General features: G+C 54.1%; 13 protein-coding genes. 10 read left to right on the forward strand and 3 right to left on the reverse strand.

All coding sequences use genetic code 11. The features are described from left to right. The first annotated feature begins 56 nt into the window (after positions 1-56). Complete coding sequence (acnA, locus tag ATW55_RS06210) at positions 57-2,768, forward strand: aconitate hydratase AcnA (RefSeq protein ID WP_067714506.1); 2,712 nt, start codon at positions 57-59, stop codon at positions 2,766-2,768. A 176-nt stretch (positions 2,769-2,944) separates the two neighbouring features. Here acnA and ATW55_RS06215 read toward each other — a convergent pair whose 3' ends face one another. Then, entirely contained in the window at positions 2,945-4,852 is a 1,908-nt protein-coding gene (locus tag ATW55_RS06215) for a hypothetical protein (RefSeq protein WP_067714214.1), read from the reverse strand. A 169-nt stretch (positions 4,853-5,021) separates the two neighbouring features. Here ATW55_RS06215 and ATW55_RS06220 point away from each other — a divergent pair, with 169 nt between their 5' ends. The 6 genes from ATW55_RS06220 (at position 5,022) to ATW55_RS06245 (ending at position 19,959) form a co-directional block, all read left to right on the forward strand. Beyond that, entirely contained in the window at positions 5,022-5,825 is an 804-nt protein-coding gene (locus ATW55_RS06220) for an ABC transporter ATP-binding protein (RefSeq protein WP_067714217.1), read from the forward strand. Further along, positions 5,818-9,204: a PD-(D/E)XK nuclease family protein gene (locus tag ATW55_RS06225; protein WP_160327175.1), complete on the forward strand. Its 3,387-nt coding sequence runs from the start codon at positions 5,818-5,820 to the stop codon at positions 9,202-9,204. Before ATW55_RS06220 ends, ATW55_RS06225 begins: the two co-directional genes overlap by 8 nt. Further along, positions 9,201-12,905, forward strand: a complete 3,705-nt coding sequence (gene addA / locus ATW55_RS06230; RefSeq protein WP_067714225.1) for a helicase-exonuclease AddAB subunit AddA — start codon at positions 9,201-9,203, stop codon at positions 12,903-12,905. Before ATW55_RS06225 ends, addA begins: the two co-directional genes overlap by 4 nt. Before the next feature lie 38 nt (positions 12,906-12,943). Then, on the forward strand, positions 12,944-16,396 hold the full coding sequence (metH, locus tag ATW55_RS06235) for a methionine synthase (protein WP_067714228.1): 3,453 nt from the start codon (positions 12,944-12,946) through the stop codon (positions 16,394-16,396). Positions 16,397-16,432: 36 nt separating this feature from the next. After that, positions 16,433-17,380: a ketopantoate reductase family protein gene (locus tag ATW55_RS06240; protein WP_067714231.1), complete on the forward strand. Its 948-nt coding sequence runs from the start codon at positions 16,433-16,435 to the stop codon at positions 17,378-17,380. Between the two features lie 251 nt (positions 17,381-17,631). After that, positions 17,632-19,959 (forward strand): glycoside hydrolase family 13 protein, encoded by a 2,328-nt coding sequence (locus ATW55_RS06245; RefSeq protein ID WP_067714233.1) that lies wholly within the window; start codon positions 17,632-17,634, stop codon positions 19,957-19,959. Here ATW55_RS06245 and ATW55_RS06250 read toward each other — a convergent pair. After that, positions 19,956-21,125 (reverse strand): THUMP domain-containing class I SAM-dependent RNA methyltransferase, encoded by a 1,170-nt coding sequence (locus ATW55_RS06250; protein WP_153005029.1) that lies wholly within the window; start codon positions 21,123-21,125, stop codon positions 19,956-19,958. The two genes, ATW55_RS06245 and ATW55_RS06250, sit on opposite strands and share 4 nt — an antisense overlap. A gap of 81 nt (positions 21,126-21,206) precedes the next feature. Beyond that, on the reverse strand, positions 21,207-22,562 hold the full coding sequence (locus ATW55_RS06255; RefSeq protein WP_067714236.1) for an NRAMP family divalent metal transporter: 1,356 nt from the start codon (positions 22,560-22,562) through the stop codon (positions 21,207-21,209). 239 nt (positions 22,563-22,801) lie between these two features. On the opposite strand from ATW55_RS06255, the gene ATW55_RS06260 reads away from it, so the two are divergent. From ATW55_RS06260 to ATW55_RS06270, 3 genes are read left to right on the forward strand one after another with little or no spacing between them, the layout of a single operon-like run. Next, entirely contained in the window at positions 22,802-23,254 is a 453-nt protein-coding gene (locus ATW55_RS06260) for an FAS1-like dehydratase domain-containing protein (RefSeq protein WP_067714244.1), read from the forward strand. Continuing rightward, positions 23,251-23,676 carry a MaoC/PaaZ C-terminal domain-containing protein gene (locus ATW55_RS06265; RefSeq protein ID WP_067714247.1) on the forward strand — a complete coding sequence of 142 codons (426 nt, stop codon included), beginning with the start codon at positions 23,251-23,253 and terminating at the stop codon, positions 23,674-23,676. The genes ATW55_RS06260 and ATW55_RS06265 overlap by 4 nt, the downstream gene beginning before the upstream one ends. Then, positions 23,673-24,212, forward strand: coding sequence for a cysteine hydrolase family protein (locus ATW55_RS06270; RefSeq protein WP_067714251.1), 540 nt, complete (start codon positions 23,673-23,675; stop codon positions 24,210-24,212). The genes ATW55_RS06265 and ATW55_RS06270 overlap by 4 nt, the downstream gene beginning before the upstream one ends. Positions 24,213-24,234 lie beyond the last annotated feature (22 nt).

Here is a 24,234-nt window from a genome sequence, read left to right on the forward strand (position 1 = left end):
TGTGATCCGCAGCGTTTGCGCGCTCTGATTAACCATAAAGCGAGGGTTCAATGGCGATGACTCATAATGACCCGTTTCACGCAAAGCAAAAGCTTCAAGTTGGTGGAAAATCACTGACCTATTTTCGGTTGGAAGCACTTGTTGAACAAGGTGTTGCTGATATAAAACGTTTGCCCTTTTCTATGAAAGTTTTACTGGAGAGCGTCTTGCGCAAGTATGATGGATACGTCATTACAGAAGATCACATTCGGCAATTGGCCAATTGGAATGCTAAAAGTCCTGATGAAAGCAAAGAAGTGCCTTTTATGCCTGCGCGAATTCTCTTGCAAGATTTTACGGGCGTCCCTGTCGTCGTCGATCTTGCAGCGTTGCGTCAGGCGATGCATCGCCTCGGTGGAGATCCAAAAAAAATTAACCCGCTCGTGCCGGTTGACTTGGTCATTGACCACTCCGTTCAGGTAGACAGCTTTGGCAATGCGCAGGCGCTTGAAACGAATGAGGATCTTGAGTTTCAGCGTAATGAAGAGCGGTATAAATTTCTCCACTGGGCTACGAAGGCCTTTCAAAATTTCCGCGCGGTACCTCCATCCACAGGCATTGTTCATCAGGTCAATCTTGAATACCTCGCGTCTGTCGTGCAAGTTCGTGAAGAAAATGGTGAATGGGTTGCCTTCCCGGATTCATTGGTCGGCACGGATTCGCATACAACCATGATCAACGGGCTCGGTGTTTTGGGCTGGGGGGTCGGCGGGATTGAGGCGGAAGCCGGGATGCTTGGTCAACCTCTCTATTTTGTGACGCCGCACGTGGTGGGTTTCAAACTGACTGGAAAGCTTCCTGAAGGCTCGACGGCGACTGACTTAGCGCTCACGGTAACGAATATTCTGCGCAAAAAAGGGGTCGTCGGCAAGTTTGTCGAGTATTTTGGGCCGGGTCTCAGTTCGATGACGCTTGCCGATCGCGCCACCATTGCAAACATGGCGCCAGAATACGGAGCAACGATGGGCTTTTTCCCTGTCGACGCGGAGACGCTTTCTTACTTGCGCGCCACGGGTCGGAGTGAAGAATTGATCGAAACGGTTGAAGTGTATACCAAAGCACAGGGCCTTTTCAGAACAGATGACATGGAGGATCCGATTTTTTCGGACGTGGTTGAACTCGACCTCTCCACAGTCGTCCCTTCGCTCGCAGGTCCAAAGCGTCCGCAGGATCGCGTGGAACTGACGGCAATCAAGCAACAGTTTGAAGAGATTCTGCACAAACCGGTAAAAGAGGGCGGTTTTGGTGTCACGCCGGAAAAAGCGGGCGAATCTTTCGATGTTTTACTTGCAGATGGGCAAACCGCGACGCTGCGGGCGGGCTCGCTTGTGATTGCAGCGATTACCAGCTGTACCAACACCTCGAACCCATCGGTCATGATTGCGGCAGGGATTCTCGCCAAAAACGCGGTGGAAAAGGGACTGCGCCGCCAACCGCACGTGAAAACGAGTCTCGGTCCTGGCTCGCGCGTCGTGACGCAGTATTTGGAGGATGGCGGCTATATGCCGTACCTTGAGACGCTTGGTTTCCAGGTTGTCGGCTACGGATGTACGACGTGCATCGGCAACAGCGGCCCGCTCAACCCGGAGATTGAGGCTGCGATCCGCGACCATGAGTTGACGGTGGGTGCGGTGCTCTCTGGCAATCGCAACTTTGAAGGGCGTATCCATCCGCTCGTCAAGGCAAACTATCTCGCGTCGCCACCGCTTGTCGTGGCGTATGCCCTCACGGGACGGCTAGACATCGACATGACAAGAGATCCGCTCGGGCTCGATCAGAACGGGGAGCCCGTCTACCTCAAAGATATTTGGCCGTCCTCACGCGAGGTGGAAGACGCGATTGCAAAACTCGTCACGCCAGAAGTCTTTAGAGCGAAATACAAAAATGTGCTGCAAAACAATCCGCGGTTTAATGCATTGCCAAGCCCGACGGGTGAGCGTTATAGCTTTGAAGATGAATCTACGTACATTCAGGAGCCGCCATTCTTTGAAAACTTGGAGCATGCGGAACTTGAAATAAAGCCGATTGAAAAAGCGCGCATTCTTGCCCTGCTCGGCGACAGTGTCACGACGGACCACATCTCACCGGCCGGAGCGATTAACCCGAAAAGTCCGGCGGGTCTATTTTTGCAAGAAAAAGGCGTGGAGATCAGAAACTTTAACTCGTATGGCTCGCGTCGCGGAAATCACGAGGTCATGATGCGCGGGACGTTTGCGAATGTGCGAATTCGCAATGAGATGATTCCGGGAACGGAAGGCGGATTTACGGAGTATTTGCCTACGGGTGAAACGCTTTCCATCTATGACGCTGCGATGAACTATCAGAGAGAAAACCAACCCACCGTCATTTTCGCGGGAAAAGAGTACGGTACGGGAAGTTCGCGGGACTGGGCGGCCAAAGGAACCTATCTTCTTGGCGTGAAGGCGGTCATCGCGGAGAGCTTTGAGCGAATTCACCGCAGCAACCTCGTTGGTATGGGGGTCCTCCCAATTCAGTTGGATGAGGGAATGTCGTGGAAATCGCTTGGACTGACAGGGAAAGAGTACATCGAAATTCAAGGTCTCGATGATCACGTGAAGCCACAACAACGCGTGACGTTAAGGGTAACTGCGCCAGACAGCAGCGTTCAGGTGGTAAACGCGACCGTGCGTCTGGATAGCCCGATCGAGATCGATTACTATCGCAACGGCGGAATTTTGCAAATGGTACTTCGCAACTTGCTGAAATAAGCTTGAGGAACCTTTTAGTATTTGAAAAGGGACTGTCCCAAAGTCATCCAGGATGACTTTGGGTACAGTCCCTTTTCGGTAAAGTTTTGAGATCACCAACTGCGGACTTGATCGTTGCAGACGGTGTTGCTGAGTGTCTCGCACCGTCTGCAACGCATCTTTTATGCATGTTCATTTCAGTGATGTGCACCGCTTAGTGTGAGATCCTGGATGGATAAAAGGGTTGCTGGACTCGTTGCGCCGCGCGCCGTTTCCAGAATGACATGATCACCTGGCTGTACAAACGGGACAACGGTCGGATCAAGTGATTGTGATGCGCGATAGGCCTTACCGTTTACGAGAAACAACCAGTACTCTTTGACGGTTGATGCGTTTGCGCCGCTCGATTGAAGAAGTGTCGCAACACGTGTTACAACACCGGATGTTTTGACGGTCGTTGATGCCAATTGCGGATTGGTTTGACCATTTCCTGCGAGATAGGCCTGCCAAGATGACAATGCGTCAATCAAATTGGAAGCGATAACGGGTTGCGCGACATTTTTGGGATCAACAATGGCAACCTGTTGAACAATCCCTGATTGGTTGACGACAGGGGCGACATAGGCGAGTGATCCTGCGACATTGTACAAAAGCGCACGACCGGAACTGAGCGTGCTGTTGAGCGTTGAACCGTTGATGCGCTGTGAAATGGCGAGATCGTTTTGCAGGCCGGTAAATGGCGTGAAGGTTACCGCGTTTGTCTCGGCGTCGACCAGAATGATTCCGGACAGTGAATTGTCGCCAGGGTTCGGTGAGGTCATGGGAATTTCCCAGCCGAGTCCACCGTTTCCAAGAAGCACGTTGTACGGGGTTGCGTGCACAGGCTGTGTCGCGAGTTGGTGTGTAAATGTCGACGCGATAAGCCCTGCGCGATCCCAGCCAAAACGCGCCGCTTCACTCTGGGCAAAGTTTGGTCCAACAACTTGGCTCACCCATGCTGGTTGCGTCCCCAAAGCGTAGTAGGTGATGTGTCCGCTTGTCGGGTCAACCAGGGCAGAGCCTACGAGCACGCGCGTCACGAGGCTGCCAAGACCGGGAGCTGGTGCATAGAGAGAGGTGACCCAGTAGCCCTTTCCGGATGGGTCAATCTCCCAATCCGACGTTCCAATGATAAGGGTTGGGAAGTGTTGATAGAGCAGGCGTCCCAAATTCCACGAAAAACCGGCTGAAGGTGTAATGTTGATCTGTTCATTGAGCGACAGGATCGGTTTGGCGGATGGATTGTTTGCCTGCATCAAGACATAACCCGGCGTGCTGTGACGGGTGAGCCAGATAAGGCCATTGTTGTAGTCAAGCGGAGATGTCCAATAGAGCTGCCCCTGATAGCGTACGAGCGAAAGCCCGCGCTGTGAGACGTGGTACTGTGGGCCGAGCGTTCCAATCGCGTTTGCCATGACGAGACTTGCACTGTCTTTTTCCACGATCGGAACATCGCTGACCTGAATCGGTGGCAGTGTCGTTGTCGTTTTGGCTTTGACAAGACTCACCTGTTCGCCGTATGTAAGTCCTGCGGCGAGCGTGGTTGCAGCAGACGCGATAACGCCAGACAGAAGAAGCGCCACGGCCGTCCCCGTTACAAGGAGCGAAAGCGGTCCCAGTTTTTGCAGTGATCTGCGCGCATGATCATATGTCGCGCCCCATCCACCTGTCTGAGAGATGGGGCGCGGTCCGCGCGGTTTTCGATTCTGCATGAATGAAAAAACCAGAATGCCAAGGGTGAGCAGGCCTCCAAAGCTAAAAACAGTCAAGATGACCAACGCGAGGATGACGCCGATGACAAGCAATAGCGTGCGATTTTTCATCAGTCGCATAGCGGATCGCTCAATCAGGATGCGCACGCTGCGAACAAGCAGTGTTACAAGTAGAAAATAGAGCAGTGTCGGCACATTGATTGGAGGAAAGATCCCCGCAAAATAATCGATCACAGAAAGAAGGAGATCAACCCCGAGAAACCATCCCAGTGCGCGCAGGGGGATTTGCTTTGGACCCCATCCGAGAATCACCGCGAGCAAAAGGAGGGTTGGCGCAAAGAGGTAGACATACATGAAGGAGCAACTCCCCTGAGATTTTTCCAGCGCAAAATACAGTGCAAGTGTACCATTCCCGGTGCTATCCTGCTATCGGGGTGAGGTGAATCTATGAACTTATCGTGCAGAGACATGGGGAACGCGGTACAATCATGGTATACGAAATTTGCGCTAGGAGGTTTCTGCCGTGGCGAATCCATCCATTGAACTTCACGATATTCTTGTAAAACGAGATGGCCGCGTTATCTTGAACCTCCCCTCTTTAGAGATCGGGAAAGGGGAGCACTGGGCGATCCTTGGCGCGAATGGTTCAGGAAAAACGACACTGCTTCAAATGATCCTTGGGTACCTGTGGCCGACACAAGGAACGGTGCGGGTGCTTGGACACATCCTTGGGCGTTATGATGTTCGCGAGTTGCGCAAACAAATTGGCTTTGTATCCATGGCGATGACCGAGCGTTTTCTTGCTGCGGATACAGCAGAAACGATTGTGGCAACTGGAAAGACGGCTGCGGCGGGCAGCTATTTGCCACTCTCCGACGAGGATATGAAGCGTGCAGGCGAGTTGCTAGACAGTCTTTCGATGAAGCATCTGGCAAACCACCCTTTTCGCACGCTCTCGCAAGGTGAGCGGCAAAAGGTGATGATTGCGCGCGCGCTACACGCGGAACCCGAATTGCTCGTGCTCGATGAGCCGTGCACGGGCCTTGACTTTCCATCACGTGAATCACTTCTTGAAATGATTGAAGGCATCGCAACAACTGCGCATGCGCCACAGATTCTCTACGTGACGCACTATCCAAATGAACTTTTTCCTGCACTTACGCACGTTCTGATGTTAAAAGAGGGAACCTTGGTCGCAGCGGGAGAAAAGATTTCGTCACTGACTGCGGGGAATCTCTCAGAGGCATTTTCACTTCCGATTCAGCTTACATGGGAAGACGGTGTGCCAAACGCCAGAAGGAAAAAGGCGGCGAATGCGATTGATTGAGGTCGTGGCAGGTCGCGCAGGCGTCGGCAAGACACGTGAGCTGTTGTCTCGCATCACGGAATGTTGCCAATCCGATCCGTTGGGTGAGCCGCTCATCCTGATCGTGCCCGACCAATATGCGTTTACCGCAGAGAAATTGCTCCTGCAAATGAGTTCAGGCGGCGCGATCACGCGTGTTTCCGTTGAAACCTTTACAAGGCTTGCCCACCGCGCCAAACAGCTTCTCGGTAAGGCAGACATGCCGCTCGTGCGCAGTCCGGGACGACACGCGTTGATTGCCGCTGCATACGAGATTGCGTATCCATCCCTGACGCGATTGCGCAGGGCCAATCCGACACCGCAGTTTCTCACGCGCATTGGCAAACTGATCGAGGAGTGTCAGACGAGTCTTGTCGATGAAGACGGCGTGAAGCGCATCGCTCTTTTTGAGCAGGTTGAACTGCGCGACAAGCTGGCAGATGCGCTGCAAATCCTCAACGTGTACCGGCAGTTGATTGCAGGCAAGATGACGGACCGCCATGACCTGTTGCCGCTGTTGGCAGAAGGAATCAAGCGGCGGCTCTTGCTCACAGGGACGGTTTTTTTAGATGGATTCCTGGGATACACACCGCAGGAGTTTGCGGTTCTTGAGCAGTTGTGTGAAAGTGCGGCGAATTTGACGCTCACCTATTCAGGTCCCGCGTCACTCCTTACGGTGCGTCAGAGTTCGAGCGAGCATTCACGGCTTGCGCAGGCAAAAGAGACGGGCGAGCGTCTTTTTCAATTCTTGTCCCGCTTTTCAGAGTGTGAAGCGCGAGTCGTGAATTTGGATGAAATCGCGCATGATCCCCCTCGGTTTTTGCAATCGCCTGTATTGAAACGTCTCGAAGCGGTTGCCGCAGGCGATCTTCGTCCGTTGTCCTTGTCTGTAGCTCCTTTGCATACAGGCACTCCTCTCGCGATTACACAGGCGCCGCATCGGCGCGCCGAGGTCGAAGATGTGCTGTCACGGATCCTGTTTTTGCGCGAGAAGGAATGCTTATCATGGTCTGATTTTATGGTGATCACAACGAATCCGCGCGACTATGAGGCGCTTTTGTCCGCGCATCTAGAGGAGGCGAGAATCCCTTATTTCTTGGATCGTCGCCGTCCCTTGCTTCATCACCCGCTCGCTCGCGCCATTCTCTCTCTTTTGTCTATCCAACTGGATGCTTTGGCGAGTCGCGCGCTTGTGGGGCTTTTAAAAACGGATCTGTTGCCATTTACACGCGACGAAGTCGATTTGTTTGAGAATGACTGGATTGAATCGGGTGTCACGGTGCTCGATTGGTTCAAAGATGAGCGAGAAACGTCACGCAGGCGTGGACGGATGGAAACCTTAAAGCGCAGCCTCGCACGTTTTGTCGCAAACACTGCCTGCGTGCACGCGCAGGATCTGGTCGAACACGTGGATCAGTTTATGCAAGAGATGCGTGTCTTTGATCGCCTCGCAAAACGTACGGAGGATGACCGTGCGGCGGGAAAGCGTCTTGATGCACAGTTTCACGAACAGGCGGCAATTGAGATCGCGCAGCTGTTTGAAGATCTCGTATACGCGTTTGGCGATAGCGCAAAACCTCTGACTGCGTGGGAAAAACTCATGCGCACCGCACTTGCGACAGTCCACGCGGGAAGTGTGCCGCCACAGGCAGAGACGCTGATCATCACGGACCCGAGTCGTCTGCGCGGCAATGAGGCAAGGCACGTCTTTGTGCTCGGTTGTGACGACGCGAATTTTCCTCCGGTTCACCGCGAAGATGACGTGCTTAGCGATCGTGAGCGCGAATGGGTCCGTACCCTTGGCATACCTATCGGTCCGTCCGCCCTCAAGCGGCAATCGTTTGAGCGTGACCGATTTTATGCGCTCGCGACGCGCGCGACGGATTGTGTCGCCTTTTCATACGCAAAAAGCGACGAGCGCGGACGGATTCGAGGCCCTGGCGAGTACCTTCGCGAGATCAAGGAGATCTTGTGCGATGCTGTGAGCGAACGCGATCTTTGCATAGAGCAAAGCGCAGCGCAGGTTGATGAGACAGTGCGCTTTCACTCGCCTGCAGCAATGGCGCGCCAGGCGCTTATGTGGATGCAGCACAAAAATCAGCGTGCGCTCGGAGAGGAAGTGGAGGCAGCGCTTCAGCAGATGGGGTATGCTGGTCTGATGCTCGATCTTACCAATCCCCGCGCTGCAACGAGTGAGCAACTTACACGTGAAATGGCTAACAGGCTCTACGGAACATCACTCTATGTGAGCGTCTCGCGGCTTGAGCGCTTTGCCGCATGCGCATTCGCCCATTTTGCAAGTGATGGGTTAAAGCTTAGGCCGCGCCGGACAGTGGATGTCGACGCCCTTTTGAAAGGACAGTTTTTGCACGAGGTGCTTCATCTTTACACGACATGGCAAAAGGCGCAGGATCCGTTTCCGGACTTCGATCAGGCACGCCTAAAAATGGAGGAGATCATCGACGCGCAATTGGACCTGCATTTTCCATCGCCAGACGTCGCGCGCGCAGCGTCCCGTCTTAACCGCCGCCAATTGCGGGCGCGCCTTTTGCGAACACACGCTGCGCTCTATGAGCACGATGTGCGCAGTGCGTACAAGACAGCTGAGACGGAAGTTTTGTTTGATGAAGGTGCGACACTGCCTCCTATCGCAATTCGCCTAGGCGGCGATGATCTCCTGAAAATTCGCGGGCGAATTGATCGCATTGATGTGGCATTTCTCGGTGAGCAGATGTATTTTCGCGTGATTGACTATAAAAGCAGGCCGCGCGCCGTCGATCTTTTACGCATATACCTTGGTTTGTCTCTCCAGTTGCCTGTGTACGCACACGTGGTCGAAAAGGCGAGTCAGGCGCTCTTTCACGCGCCGAGCCAGTTTGCGGGAATGTACTATGTGCCAGTGTACGACCCGCTCTCGGAGTTGAAACGAGATGAAGATAAAGCGACATCGCTGCGCAAACCCATCCGGTTTCGCGGTCTTGGCCTTGCGAATCGCGATGTGCTGCAACTGCTCGATCGCAGGATGCCTGCAGAAAAGGATTTGTTTTCGCAAATGTTGACGACGCGAGGGATCCACGCAAACGCCATGGTGGTCGATGCAGAGGTGTGGCATGCGTTGCGCGAGCACACGTTGAAAAAAGCCTCAGAGCTAGCGCGAGAGATGATCGAAGGCGTGACGGCAGCCGAACCTTATCAGCTAAAGAAAGAGCGCGCGTGCCACATGTGTGATCTTCAAAGCGTTTGTCAGTTCGAGGGACGCTTTGACGGGCGCCAATTGCGTGTGATGCGAGCGATGCCAAAGGCTTATGTGGTGGCGCAATTGCGACGCTCAGAGAATGATGGCAAGGAGGGGCCGCGATGAGCCAGACGTCTTGGTCGATGATGCAGCGGGAGGCGATTGATGCGCGCAGCGGTCCAATTCTCGTGTCTGCAGGCGCAGGATCAGGCAAGACGAGCGTGTTAGTCGAGCGCGTTCTTACACGCGTGCTTGATGAGGGACTTGATCTTGACCGCCTGCTGATTGTGACGTTTACGGAGGCCGCGGCGCTTGAGATGAAAGAGCGCATCAAACACGCCATTCTTGCACGCATTGCGCAGGGAGACACATCTGCGCGCCTGCGACAAAACCTCGCTCTTTTACCGCAGGCAACCATCTCGACACTGCACAGTTTTTGCATGAACGTGATCCGGCGCGGTGTGCTTGATCTGCCGATTGATCCAGGCGTTTCTGTATTGGAGCCGGCAGCCGCAGCGATCCTTTCGCATCAGGCCCTTGATGAGGTGCTGGCGAGCGCCTATCAGGAGGATGATCCTGATTTTTGGGCATTTGTCGACGCTTACGGCGACGATCGGTCGGAGCGCTCTGTGCGCGACGTCATTCTATCCATCCATCAGTTTGCAAAAAGCCAGCCGCACCCTGCAGCGTGGCTCACGCAGGTCGCACAGCACCTGCAGCAGGACGCTTTGTGTTCGACACTGCGCGATGTTCACTTTATTGGCGCGTATCAAAAAATGCTCCTGCAACGCTTGGATGAGGTGCTTATTCACTACCAGCGCATCGCGTCTGAACTCTCTTTTACAAACGGGCCTGACGCGTACCGGCAGTATTTTGAAGAGCGCATTCAGCGGGTTCATGCTGTAAAACAGCGCGTCCTATCCATTGCGTGGGATGGGACGGAAGGGGATGGGCTCAGTCGATTCCCCTCGGTAAAAGATGCAGATGCAATCAAAGAGCGTGTGAATGAGATGCGCAAGCAACCGGATGATCGCTTCAAAGAAGTGCTTAAGGAATTAAAAACCAAGCCCGCAGTCTACCTTGAAGAGTTGCGCGCGGCGGCGCCGCTTCTTGCGCGTGCAGTCGCGCTTGTCCTTTCTTTTGAAAAGGTGTATCAAGAAAAAAAGCGGATGCGCGGGGTGGTCGATTTTTCCGATCTGGAACATTTTGCGCATCAGGCGCTGCGCGACGAGATGGATGGGCCGACAGCGCTCGCTCGTGCTTTTCAAGAACAGTTTGCGGAAATCATCGTCGATGAGTATCAGGATACGAGCCCGATTCAAGATGCGGTGCTCACGGCCGTGGCGCGTACGGGGGAAGCAAACGTATTTCAAGTTGGCGATGTCAAGCAGAGCATTTATCGTTTTCGCATGGCAGAACCGATGTTGTTTTTGCAAAAAATGCAGCGCACAGATCAAGACGGTGGCAAACGCATTTTGCTTACGGAGAATTTCCGCAGTCGCGATTCTGTGATCGTAGCGGTCAACGGGCTGTTTAGCATGATCATGACACGCGAGTTCGGCGGTCTCTCTTATCGAGAAGAGGGCGTGATGAAACCTGCGGCAGAGTATAAAAGCGACCCGGACGCGCTGTCTGCCCCCGTGCAACTGCTCGTGATCAACCGCGCTTCACACCAGGATGAGCATGATGAAGAGGATGATCACGAAGCTTCGCCGGAAATGCGGGATGACGATTCTGACGTATTGGCAGGGCAGGCGGAGGAAGAGGAAGAAGTCGAGGCGAGCGAGACGGAGCGGGAAGCGCAGGCAATTGCACAGCACATCCGAGCACTTTTTCAGGCGGGGAAAAAGGTGTACCGCAAAGCGTTGTCTGAGTATACACCGCTTGCATACAGCGACATCGCGATTCTTTTGCGCGCGGCGCGCAATCAGGCGACGGTAATCTCGGAGGTGCTAAGAAACTACGGCATTCCTTGTGTATCCGATCAGGGGCCGAGTTTTTATGAAGGTGTCGAGATTCGCATCGCCATTGCGCTCCTGCAAATGATCGATAATCCGCGTCAAGACATTCCGCTGGCGGCCGTTTTGCGCTCGCGTATTTTCAGTTTTTCAACGACAGACCTCGCCGAGATTCGCGCTGGAAAGCGCGGCTGTTTTTTTGATGCGCTAGTGGAACATGGAAAGCTGGAGTCACCTCTAAAGCGGCGTATCGCATCCTTTTTTGAAACACTTGATACGTGGCGAACGGAGATCCGGTTGATGAGCCCAGGGGAGGCTGTGTCTTATCTGCTCGGGGCGAGCCGCTGGCTTTCGCTTTGTTCCGTCATGGAACGAGGGGCAGAACGCGTGGCCCGTTTGGAGACACTCTTGCATCAGGCACAGGCGTTTGACGAAACGCACGGTGGGGATTTTGCGGATTTTGTGAGCTACGTCGTGGCTCAGCACGAACAGTCGCAAGAAGACGCGCCTGCGCGCGCGCTTGAGACGCAAGATGCGGTGCAGATCATGACGATCCACAAAAGCAAGGGGCTGGAATTTCCCGTCGTGTTTGTCGCGCGGCTTGGGCAACGTTTTCGCCTGACGAGCAAACATGCGGGGATTGCCTTTCACCGCGAACTCGGATTAGGGCCGCGTTTTGTCGATCAGGAGCGGCGGGCGCGCGCTGACACACTTCTTGCACGGGTGATTCAGGAAGAAGAGCGTGTCGCGATGCTTACGGAGGAGTTGCGCGTGCTCTATGTGGCGATGACGCGCGCGCGCGAACAGCTTTTCCTTGTAGGCACGGTCAACGATTTGGAAGTTGCGCAAAACGTGTGGAGTGACAAAGCGCGCGCAGAAGCGCCCGGCGACGCGCTGTCGTATTCAGATTTGACGCGGGCGCGCACGATGCTTGACTGGATTGCGCCGGTCGCTCTCAAGATGCAGGCGTATCGCGATGTGCCGATCGTGTGGGTGCCCTATCGCAAAGAGGATGTTGAGGCACCAGATGGACCTGTCGGCGCGGTGGGCGAGGTGCACCTTAGTGTGTCGCCGCATGGTGTGAAACGCGTCGCGCACGCGTCGCTTGTCGACTATGCACAGCGGACAAAGAGTGCGGTGCTCCCGGCGAAAGTGAGTGTTACTGAGTGGAAGCGAGCATGGGATGACGAGGATGCGGTGCGCGCGCCGGAGCGCCTCCCATCGCTTGCCACGCTTCGGCTAAGCCGTCAAAGGAATACGCCGTCTCGCGAGAGCGGACTTGCGCGCGGGACGTTTGTCCACGCAATCTTTCAGCAGGTTGATCTGACGTTGCCGCTGCACATGCCTGAGGTGTTGCGTGATGAGGTGAGTCGCTTGCGCGCGGCGGGATGGGTCGATCCGCTTTCAGACGAGGACATTCCTTACGATGAATTGGTTTCCTTCTTCCAGTCCGAACTGGGGCAGCGTATTTTGCGCCACCCCGAACAGGTTCGTCGCGAGGTGTCATTTTTGATGTCAATCGAGCAGGATGCGGTGCGATATCGCGAAGGAGTAGACGATCCCGTGGAGCGGCTGCTGGCGCTGCCAGACGACCGCATGAAAAACGCGCGCGGCGGCACAGGTTTTGTTATGATGCAAGGGACGGTTGACGCGATTCTGCTTGAGGGCGGACAGGTATCAATCATTGATTATAAGACCGATCGCGGAAATGAGGATCTCGCAACGCTTGTCGCCCGCTATACGCGTCAAGTGAGCGCGTACGCCATTGCGCTTGAGCGCGCGTGGAAGCGTCCTGTCGCACAGGGTTGGCTCTATTTTACGGCACGCAAAGAGGCGGTCTGCGTCTGGCCTGCGCAGACGAATCCATGACGAGGCTGTAATCTGGCATTTCGGAAAGGGACATACACATGAAAGAATCTGAGCTCGAACATCAATTGCAAAAACGCATTCTCATCATGGACGGCGCGATGGGAACGATGATTCAAAATTATAATTTGCACGAGGATGATTTTGGCGGTGCAGCGTATGACGGATGCAATGAATGGTTGAACCTGACGCGTCCGGATATTATTCGCGCCATTCACGACGCATACCTTGAGGCGGGCGCGGATCTGATTGAGACAAACACGTTTGGCGCGACATCGCTTGTCCTCGCGGAGTATGGTTTGGCGGATCGCGCGCGCGAGGTGAATCTCGCGGCGGCGCGCATCGCGCGCGAGGCGGCTGATGCAAAATCGACTCCGCAAAGGCCGCGCTTTGTCATTGGCGCGATGGGACCGACGACAAAGACGCTTTCGGTGACCGGGGGTACAACCTTTGACGCATTGACGGACACCTACGAACAACAGGCGCTCGCGCTGCTTGAGGGTGGCGTCGACGCGCTCCTCTTAGAAACGGCGCAGGACATGCTTAATGTCAAGGCGGGCGGAATCGGTATCCGGCGCGCATTCTCTCTGGCAAAGCGCGAGGTGCCCGTCATGATTTCGGGGACGATCGAGCCGATGGGTACGACCCTTGCCGGACAAAACATCGAGGCGTTTTATCTGTCCATTGAGCATGTCAAACCGCTTTCGGTCGGCCTGAATTGTGCGACGGGCCCTGAGTTTATGCGTGATCACCTGCGGACGCTTGCAGAGCTTGCAACCTCTTATGTCAGTTGCTATCCAAACGCCGGGTTGCCAGATGAGGATGGTCACTACCACGAGACGCCACAGGGTCTTGCCAAAAAAATGGCGGATTTTGCGCAACAGGGGTGGCTCAATATCGCGGGAGGATGCTGCGGCACGACACCTGATCATATTCGCGCGCTAAACGATGCCCTGTCTGCCTTGCCGCCGCGCGCCAAAAGGGATCATCATACACCTGGCATCTCCGGTATTGAGCCTGTGTATATCGAACCGGAGAATCGGCCGCTGCTTGTGGGAGAGCGTACAAACGTGATCGGTTCGCGTAAATTTAAAACGTTGATCGTCAGCGGCCGCTATGAAGACGCCAGTGAGGTTGCCCGGCAGCAGGTAAAAAAAGGGGCGCACATTATCGATGTGTGTCTGGCCGATCCGGATCGCGATGAAGTGGAGGACATGGAGCGCTTCCTGCAGTTTGTCTCGAAAAAGACCAAAGCCCCGCTCATGATTGATTCGACCGATCCGCGCGTGATGGACGTGGGGCTTAAATACTCCCAAGGCAAAGCGATTTTGAACTCCATCAACCTGGAGGACGGCTTGAAGCGCTTTGATGAGGTCGTTCCGCTCATCCACCGCTATGGTGCGGCAGTAGTCGTTGGCGTGATTGACGAAACGGGAATGGCAGTCACGCGGGAGCGAAAGCTTGAAGTCGCGCTGCGCTCCTATCAATTGCTGGTAAATGACTATGGTGTCCACCCAGAAGATATCATTTTTGATCCGCTGGTTTTTCCGGTGGGGACAGGGGATGTAAACTACCTTGGAGCGGCGCGTGAAACAATTGAAGGGATACGCCTGATCAAGGAGAAACTGCCGCAATGCCACACGATTCTTGGCATAAGCAACGTGTCATTCGGCCTGCCGCCTGCTGGTCGCGAGGTATTAAACGCGGTCTTTTTATATCACTGCACAAAGGCTGGTCTCGATTTTGCGATTGTAAACACAGAGAAGCTGGAGCGTTACGCATCCATTGAGCAAGAGGAGCGCGAACTGGCAGAACGGCTGATTTTTGATAATACAGAAGAAAATGTCGCACAGTTCACGGCTTTTTATCGGGAGAAAAAGACTGTCGCGCCCGTGGCGGTCGAGACGCTCCCTCTTGAAGAGCGACTCGCGCGCTACATTGTCGACGGCACAAAAGACGGTTTGACACGCGATTTGGAAGAAGCGCTGTTGACACAAGACCCCCTCTCGATCATCAATGGCCCGCTCATGAAGGGAATGGAAACCGTTGGACGCCTTTTTAACAACAATGAGTTGATTGTCGCAGAGGTGCTGCAAAGCGCTGAGGCGATGAAGGCGGCCGTTTCATTTCTTGAACCGTTCATGGAGCGCGCGGATTCGGCCGTCAAAGGCAAGATTCTGCTCGCTACTGTGAAAGGGGATGTTCACGACATCGGAAAAAACCTTGTCGAGATCATTCTTTCAAACAATGGGTATCACGTTGTGAATCTCGGAATCAAGGTGCCGCCTGAGACGCTGATCGAAGCGTTTCATCGAGAAAAGCCGGACGCGATCGGTCTCTCTGGATTGCTTGTCAAATCGGCGCAACAGATGGTGATCACGGCGCAGGACATGCAGCAGGCGGGGATTGATGTGCCGCTGCTTGTGGGTGGAGCCGCGCTCACGAAGAAGTTCACGGAGACGCGCATCGCGCCGGAGTACGGCGGATTGGTATTGTACGCAAAGGACGCGATGGATGGTCTTGATCTGGCAAATCGATTGAGCAGTGAGGAATTGCGCGAGTCTCTGATCACATCCCTGCGCAAGAGTGTAAAATCTGACGTGATGGGATCGAGTGCACAAGCGGCCGCGACACCGCAGCATCGCTCTGCGGTGTCGGTCATCTCGCGAGACGCGCCAGTCTTTACACCGCCTGATCTTCTTCGGCACGTTCTGCGCGACTATCCTGTCGCATTTCTCGAGCCTTATCTAAACTGGCAGATGCTTCTTGGCAAACACATGGGGTATCGCGGGAATGTTGAGAAGCGACTGCTTGAACGCGAACCAAAAATTGTAGAACTCAAAGCGATGATGGACGATCTGCTGGCTGAGGTGAAGCGAGATCACCTGATTACGGCCAACGCGGTGTATCAATTCTTTCCGGCACAGGCCGATGGGGATCGCATTCTCATCTTTGATCCAAAAGATCACACGAGGCTTCTCGAAACGTTTGATTTTCCGCGGCAGAAAGCAGATTTGCATCTTTGTCTCGCCGATTTTGTACGGCCGCGTGAGCAGGGCGTCATGGATTACGTCGCCTTTCTCACGGTGACGACCGGAGCGGGCATTCGCGCAGCGTCGACAGAGCTTCGCCAAAAGGGTGACTATTTGCGTTCGCACGCGATCCAAGCGCTCGCGCTTGAACTCGCAGAAGCGTTTGCTGAACGCTTGCATCACATGCTGCGCGACGGCTGGGGCTTTCCTGATCCGTCAGAACTTACAATGCGCGAACGCTTTATCGCGCGCTATCAGGGCATTCGCGTTTCGTTTGGTTACCCGGCGTGCCCGCGGCTTGACGATCAAGAAATCCTTTTTCGCCTTTTGCAACCCGAGGAGATTGGCGTTGAACTCACGGATGGGTTCATGATGGATCCGGAAGCGTCTGTTTCTGCCATGGTGTTTGCCCATCCCGAGGCGCGCTATTTTAATGTGGACATGGATGAGGATCAGATGTGAGTTGTTTTTTGATCCAATCAGACTGGGGGGATAACGATGAAAATCGGAGTGATGGGGGCAGGTGCTGTAGGCGGGTATTTTGGCGGATTACTCGCAAAATCTGGCGTAGATGTGCGCTTTCTCGTTCGTCCTGCGCGCGCAGCGCAACTGAAAAAAGAGGGATTCGCCGTGCGCAGTGTACACGGTGATTTTTCGATTGATCCAGTTGTCACCACATCCATTGCTGACATGGAAGATGTCGATATGCTTTTGCTTGCCGTAAAAAACTATCACTTGTCAGACGCGTTGCCTGATCTCATTGCGCTCACTCAAAAAGGTGTTGTCTTGTTGCCGCTGTTAAATGGCGTGAAGCATATGGATCTGCTGAAAAGCGTGATTGATCCGGGCCATCTGCTTGGCGGCTCATGCTATATCGAGGTGACACTTGATGGACGCGGGCATATCGTCCAGACAAGTGATATTCGCGATCTCGTGTTCGGTCCACTAAAAGAGGCGCTAAGCGTTCGCAAAGATCTCCCGGATCTGCTCATGCGTCTACAAGATGTGTTTACAAATGCCGGACTCCCAGGACTTTTGCATCAAGAGATCATGCGGGAGATGTGGAAAAAATATGTGTTTTTATGTGCCTTTAGCGGCGTAACCGCAAGCACGCGCGCGCCGATTGGCGTGACTGCTTCGACGCCTGCAACGCGCAGGCTCTATCAGGGGTTGGTCGAAGAATTGCTGGCTGTCGCCAAGGCGCGCGATATCGGCCTAGCAGAGCATATGGCTGATGTGATGATGAAGAGATTAGAGCAAATCGATCCGGCAATGACCTCTTCTTTGCACCGGGATTTAGAGAAAGGTTTGCCGCTTGAGATTGACAGCCTGCAGGGTGCGTTGATTGAAATGGCGAGTGAAAGCGGGATATCGACACCTTGGCATCAAGGGGTGTATGCTGTGCTCGCGCCGTATCGAGGCGGGGCGCTGAGCGCAAAGAAATAGGCGTGCCGCAACCCTTTTGCACCTATATACAAGCTCTCGCTGGAGAATTGCAGTTGGGAATCGACTGCCTGGGCACGGGCAGATCCATCTTCTACAATTCTCCTTTGAGCTTTTATTTCTTGAGTAGAAAGATGTTCCAACATGTGATAAGGTTGCGTAAAACAATAGTAGATATTCAGGTTAGCGCAAACGTTTGCACTGTCCTGTCTGGGATGCTGTCATCATTGCAGTAAAGAAGGGGTCAAACTAGGATGGATCACAGATTAAATTCAGCTGTCGCAAGGAAGCGCTTCCTTAAGCGTTTACAGCTTGGAGGGACAACGCTTTCGCTCGCGGTCATTACGCTTGTATCGGCGACCTGGGTGGCTCCACTGAGCAAAAACGCTTTCGCAAAACGTTTGCACGATCCCAGCCGTCACGCTGTCGCATTCCCGTGGTATAACCGTGTCTATAGCAATTCGTTTGACGCTTTTTATCGCAGTCCATTCAGTGCAGTTCCGACTGACTCAACGGTTGTTTTGCGCATTTCCGGTCCCAAAGCGATGACTGGAGCGTCGATTCTGCTTACCAATGTAAACGGTGTCGCGGGTGCGGCCGCGTCGATTAAAATGCGTCGCATGTCGGCGGCTGACTCTGCCCGCTTTGGAATCTCTCCAAAAGCGACAGCCGTTTATGAGGGAGTTATCCCAGCATCTGACTTGCGAACGCCAACGGTCGAATCGTACATGTTTCAGGTACAGGCAGGCCACTCTGTCGCTTATTACGGAAACAACGGAAATGGGTATGGCGGAACTGGCAGCGTCGCAACCGATCCGAATCTGCTGATCGGTTACGACTTGACGGTTTATGATCACACTTTCGTTACACCGACATGGCTTCGTCACGGCATCATCTATGAAATTTTTGTGGATCGCTTCAACAATGGAAATCCTGCGAATGACCCCAGTCCCACAAAAAATTTGGCCATTGGTCAAGGACCGCAAGGAGAAACCCTCGTACCTATTCAGTTTCACAAAAATTGGAACAGCACGCCGTATGATCCAAACATTGTTGTTAACGTCAACAGCAAGAATTTCTTAAAAGAATTAGCGCTGCGAGGAGACGGCAATTTTAGCACAGATTTTTTTGGCGGCGACCTGCGCGGCATCATTGATAAGCTTGGCTACTTGAAATCGCTCGGCGTCAATACACTCTATTTAACGCCGATTTTTCAATCCGAGTCTAATCACAAATACGATACAGGCAATTTTAAGATGATCGATCCGAGTTTTGGGACGTTAAAAACGTATGTGGCGCTCGCGTACGATGCGAAAAAATTGGGCATTCACCTCATCCTTGACGGTGTATTTGAAGATACGGGAAGCGACAGTCTTTATTTCAACAAGTTTGGGACGTACCCAGGTGTCGGCGCGTGGCAGAGCTACCTGAATCCTCGAAAAAAATCCCCTTATTCATCATGGTATGAGTGGTCGCCTGGCAACACGCCTCCCTACATTGGCTGGTCGGGTGTCGACACATTGCCGCAAACCAACACACAGAATAAGTCGTACCAAAACTTCATTTACGGCATGTATGATAAAGTGCATCCCAAAAACCCCGCAACGAATTCTGTGGCTGCGTATTGGCTTTCGCTTGGCGCCTCGGGCTGGCGGCTTGACTCTGCAAACAACAATAATTTCTCCGTCGCGTGGTGGACGGCGTTTCGCAAGGCTGTAAAAAAGGTTGATCCTAATGCCGCAATCATTGGCGAGGATTGGAACAATCCAACCAATGACGGCGGTGTCGACTGGATGACTGGAACGACGTGGGACAGCACGATGAACTATCCATTTCGAAATGCCGTGATCTCCTTTTTCCGCGGCAACTACAATGATGGATCGGTTCAGAATTACGCAATGGGCGCGAGCCAGTTTAACGCGACGATGATGCAGATGTTGCAAACATACCCGACGCCCGCGATGTACGCAGAGATGAACCTGCTCAGCTCACAGGACGTGGAACGCATCCTGACCATTCTTGAAGGGGCACCCAATGACAGTCAACTCAGCGCCTATGCACAGGCGACGTGGAAGCCCACCCTTGCGCAAGAGGCCACGGGTGTGAAAAAGCTTGAGCTGGTGACTGATTTTCAGTATGGGTTTGTCGGGGTGCCGTCCATTTATTATGGAGATGAAGCGGGTATGATTGGATTCAAAGATCCACTTGATCGCGGGACGTACCCGTGGGGACATGCGAATGCGTTGCTTCTAGCGCATTACAGGCTGCTTGGGGCGATTCGAAACGCGCACCCCGTATTGCAACAGGGCGCCTATGTTCCGCTTTACGCGCATCAAAACGTGATCGCCTTTGCGCGCACTGTGCGAAACGGTGTGGATGCGCTCGGCCATCGCGCCAAAAACGCGACAGCAATCATCGCGATCAATGACGGGACGGCTCGCACGATTCATCTGCGTTTGGCAGGAATCCTGCCAAACGGAACGGTTCTTCACGACGCGCTTTTGGGCGGGCGAACCTATACGGTTGCCGACGGACAACTGACGCTGACACTCGGGGCACTGCAGGGCGTTATGCTGTTCTAGTTGTTTTCGCGCTCGACCGTGTTCTGATTTGCGAACGTGCGCTTTGGCAGGGGCCCGAGGTACTGGTGAAAGTGACACTCGATGCGACCGTTGTAGAGTTTTCGGTTCTTGTCTGATTTTCGGCCAAATTTTCGCGGAAACTGAGGATCGGCCGCGATGACAAACCAGGACCAAGTGGGCGTGCGGCGCGCAGCTTGTCCCATCGCTTGATAAAGCGCATCCACCTCTTTGTCGCTGCCCATCCGCTCGCCGTAGGGTGGATTTGTCACAACGCACCCGTACTCTACATCGGGTGAAAATGCGCGGATGTCCATCGTTTCAAAGCGGATTGCAAAGAGGACGCCCGCTTTTTGCGCGTGCACCTCGGCGATCTTGCGCGCGCCGGGATCAATGTCCGAGGCGAGAATGTCAAGCGGTTGCCGAATTTGCCGATCGCGCGCTTCCTCGCGCGCCCGCACAAACGCTGCGTGATCGACAAATGAAAACGACTCTGCCGCAAACGTGCGCAAGCGACCGGGCGCCATGCACAGGCTTTTTAACGCGGCCTCAATGGCAATGGTTCCAGTCCCGCTCATCGGATCGGCAAAGGGACGGTGCGGCTCATAGCGGCTCAGGTCGACAAGCGCTGCGGCGAGCGTTTCTTTGAGGGGCGCCGGACCTGTCAGCGTGCGATAACCGCGCTTGTGAAGACCGTCACCCGACGTATCGATGGTGAGCAGCGCTTCGTCTTTGTGCAGGGCTATTTCAATGCGGCAGGTGTGACCCGTTTCGTCAAACCACGACTGGTGGTATGCGCTGGATAGTCTCTCGACGATCGCCTTTTTTACGATGGACTGGCAAGCAGGAACGCTGCTTAATTGTGATTTGACCGAGCGGCCATTGACAGGAAAGGCAGCGTCTTTTGGCAACCAATGCTCCCAGGGAAGGGCCTTGGTTCCTTCAAATAATTCGTCAAACGTCGTCGCGCGAAACATGCCTGCAACCAAAAGCACGCGATCGGCTGTGCGTAGCCACATGTTGCAACGCGCGATCGCGTCGTCGTCTCCAGCAAACATGATCCGTCCGTTTTCAACGAGTGTGGGCTCATAGCCAAGCCTCGTCAATTCCCGAGCAACGATGCTCTCAAGGCCGAGGGGGGCTGTCGCCATTAATTTCCAGGTGCCCAATGCTAAATCCTCCAGATGTTCATCGTTCGCAGTTTTATACGCGGGTATTGCGACGGATTGATCATATCACACCTGGATCTTTCAGGATGTAGCGATGAGATGCGGAAAGACAGTCAGGATGCCGTAGGTGCTGCCCATCGCGGTGATGATCAGGATGATCGTCCAGCCGACGGCGTTTCCAAAAAAGCGATTCGCGAGCGGTCCCATGATTTGGCGGTCGTTTACAAGCAAAATGAGAAACAGCAGGGCAGGCGGCATCAGGAGTGTCGCGATCACGTTTACCGTGATGGAGATCGCCTGCAGCGGTGCGCCAGGAATGAGAATGACGATCGCGGCGATCACGGCGCCTCCTAGCAGACTCAGATAAAACCAGGGCGCTTCGCGAATCTTTCGATTGAGACTGCTCGGAACCTTTGCCACTTCTCCAAGGGCGTATGCGGAGCTGGTGGAAATCATGATCGTCGCGACAAGGCCTGCTTCAATCAGGCCGAGAGCGAAGAGGGAAGCGCCAACGTGCCCGATATAAGGGAGAAGCGCTGTCGCGAACTGAGATTGACCAAGTGTGCCTAGATTGACATGGTGAAGAAAAAGCGGGGTGCAGGCGACGACTGTTGCCATGGCGGCGATTGCGGCGATCAATGCGCCAAGCCCTGTGTCGATGCGCCCCTGTGTGAGATCCTGTTTTGTGACACCTTTGTCGACAGCCGCACTCTGTTGGAAAAAGAGCATCCACGGCGTCACCGTGGCGCCGACATCCGCCATGATCTGCACCAACAGATTCATCGAAAAACCGCCTGGAAGTGGAGAAAACGTGCCGAGTGCACGGAGGATGGCCGCTGGGTGGGGGTGAGCCATCAGGGCTACTGGGACGAAGACGAGATTGAACAGCGCCAGACCGAGTGCGATCCGCTCCCACGTAAAATAGCGCCTTGAGGAGATCGCGGCGATGACGACTGCGATTGCAAGCATGGCGCTGAGCCACGGGGGCAGCCCAAAGAAGGCCATGCCTGCGCGAATCCCGATAAACTCGGTGACAAGCGTCAGGACATTGCCGATGACCAAATCGATCATGGCAAAAATACCCCAAAAGCGGCCAAAGCGATCAAAGATGAGTTCAGCGTGACCGCGATGGGTGGCGGCCGCGAGACGAACCGTCATCTCTTGAACGACATACGCCATCACGAAGGTCAGCAGGATAAAAGGCAAAAAGAATCCGATGCCATAGCTTGCGCCCGTCTGTGCATAAGAGAGCATGCTTGGCGCGTCATTTTCTCCGAGCATCACTAAAATGCCTGGGCCGACAAGCAACCAGAGAAGGCGCAATGAGTGCCCTTTTTTGCGTGCCTGAAACACGCGCAGGCGATCTTTTGCGCGAGCGATATCTTCTCGCTCGAGGACGATTGAGGTCGGGTGTGCGGTTTGACGGCTATCATCCATGGGAGATCCTCCTGTCGCGTCCCAAAAGTTTCTTTAGAGAAAAATTGTTTCATAAAGGAAAAATTCACGTGTCTTCATTGTATGCGCAAAGCCTTGGCTTGTGAAGAGGGGATTTGCATGGGAAAAACGTACCTTTCACGTTTTCGCGACGAGTGGGTCGTAAACAGGCACAAGGGAAGGCATTTCCAGATTGCCCATGCTATGATAGTAAATATGATTTTTCTTTGCGGGAGGTCTTCATGAGTCATTCAATTGAAGAGGCGAGAGCGTACGCCATCAAGCAACAGGTGACCATCGAGGCGCTCACAGCCTTTTTGTTGGCCATCGGTGAAATGGAGTCAGGGCGTGACGTTGAGATTGAGGCGTTTCTTGATGCGCAAGTTCAGCGATCCGTGCCACCGACGTTTGCCACAACATTCACATACGGGATGCCAGGCGATGAATCTTTTTCGCCAGACGGCCTCATTCACGCTGAACAGTCATTTACCTACCATCGTCCGCTTCGCGTTGGCGAGACCTACTACTGTTCACAACATCTCGCAGACACATCCACGCGTGTCATGCGGGGCATGCGCATGACGTTTTATGTCTACGAGCAGTATGTCGACAGCGATGCGGAGCGTATGATCACAGCGCGCATGGTCGTTTTTCGCCGTACGCAGCTCAAGCCGGAGGAGGGGGAAGCGCAGTGAGTCTAGCCTATCAGATCGGTGATTCGCTGCCCCGCCTTGAGCGCGGCCCAATTCAGGCGGATATGCTCACGCGCTATGCGCAGATTTCGGGCGATTTTAACCCGATTCATCTGGATGAGAAAGCGGCCAATGCCGCAGGACTGAATGGGGTCATCGCGCACGGCATGCTCTCCATGGCGTATGCCGGAAGCATGCTGACCCAGGCATTCGGAGACGCCGGGGAGCTGGTCGATTTTACGGTGCGCTTTCGGGGCATGGTACATCTTGGCGACCTTGTGACATGTGAGGGGACGGTGACAAACATCGTCGCGTCGGATGACGGGAAAATCGCGACGATTGCGGTTTCCGTCAAGACAAACCATCAGGACATCGCCATCAAAGGTACCGCGAATGTCCGCCTGAAAGAGGATGTCGCACGGTGAAGCGCGCGTGGCTTGTCGTCGATATGGTGGAGGATTTTGTCGCAGAGGATGGGGCACTGACGTGTGGCGCCCCTGGACAAGCAGCAGTCTTGCAGTTGCTCCCGCGCCTTGAAGACGCATACGCAAAACAAGAGCTTATTGTGTTTGCCTGTGACGCGCACGCACCGGATGATCAAGAGTTTGCGCTGTGGCCCGTGCACTGCGTGCGGGGGACAAAAGGCGCGCAACTCTACGGACCGCTGCAATCCTTTTACGAGTTACACCGGGGAGAGCGCGTGGTTCTGCTTGAAAAGACGACGTATGACGCATTTTTTGCGACAGATCTCGAACTGCTGCTGCGCAGTCACGGCGTGACGGATGTTGTTGTTGCAGGTGTGTGCACTTCGATTTGTTGTTATGCCACCGCATCTGGCGCGTACTATCGGCGGTTTGCCGTTCACGCAGTGCCTGATGGCATGGCGGATCTTACATCTCACGCGCATGCGTTTGCCGTCGAACAGATGAAAAACGTGCTTAAGGCGCAGATCGAATCATGACATCGATTTTTTAGGAGGGGTG

It is taken from the genome of Ferroacidibacillus organovorans, assembly GCF_001516615.1.
GTDB lineage: Bacteria > Bacillota > Bacilli > Alicyclobacillales > SLC66 > Ferroacidibacillus > Ferroacidibacillus ferrooxidans_B.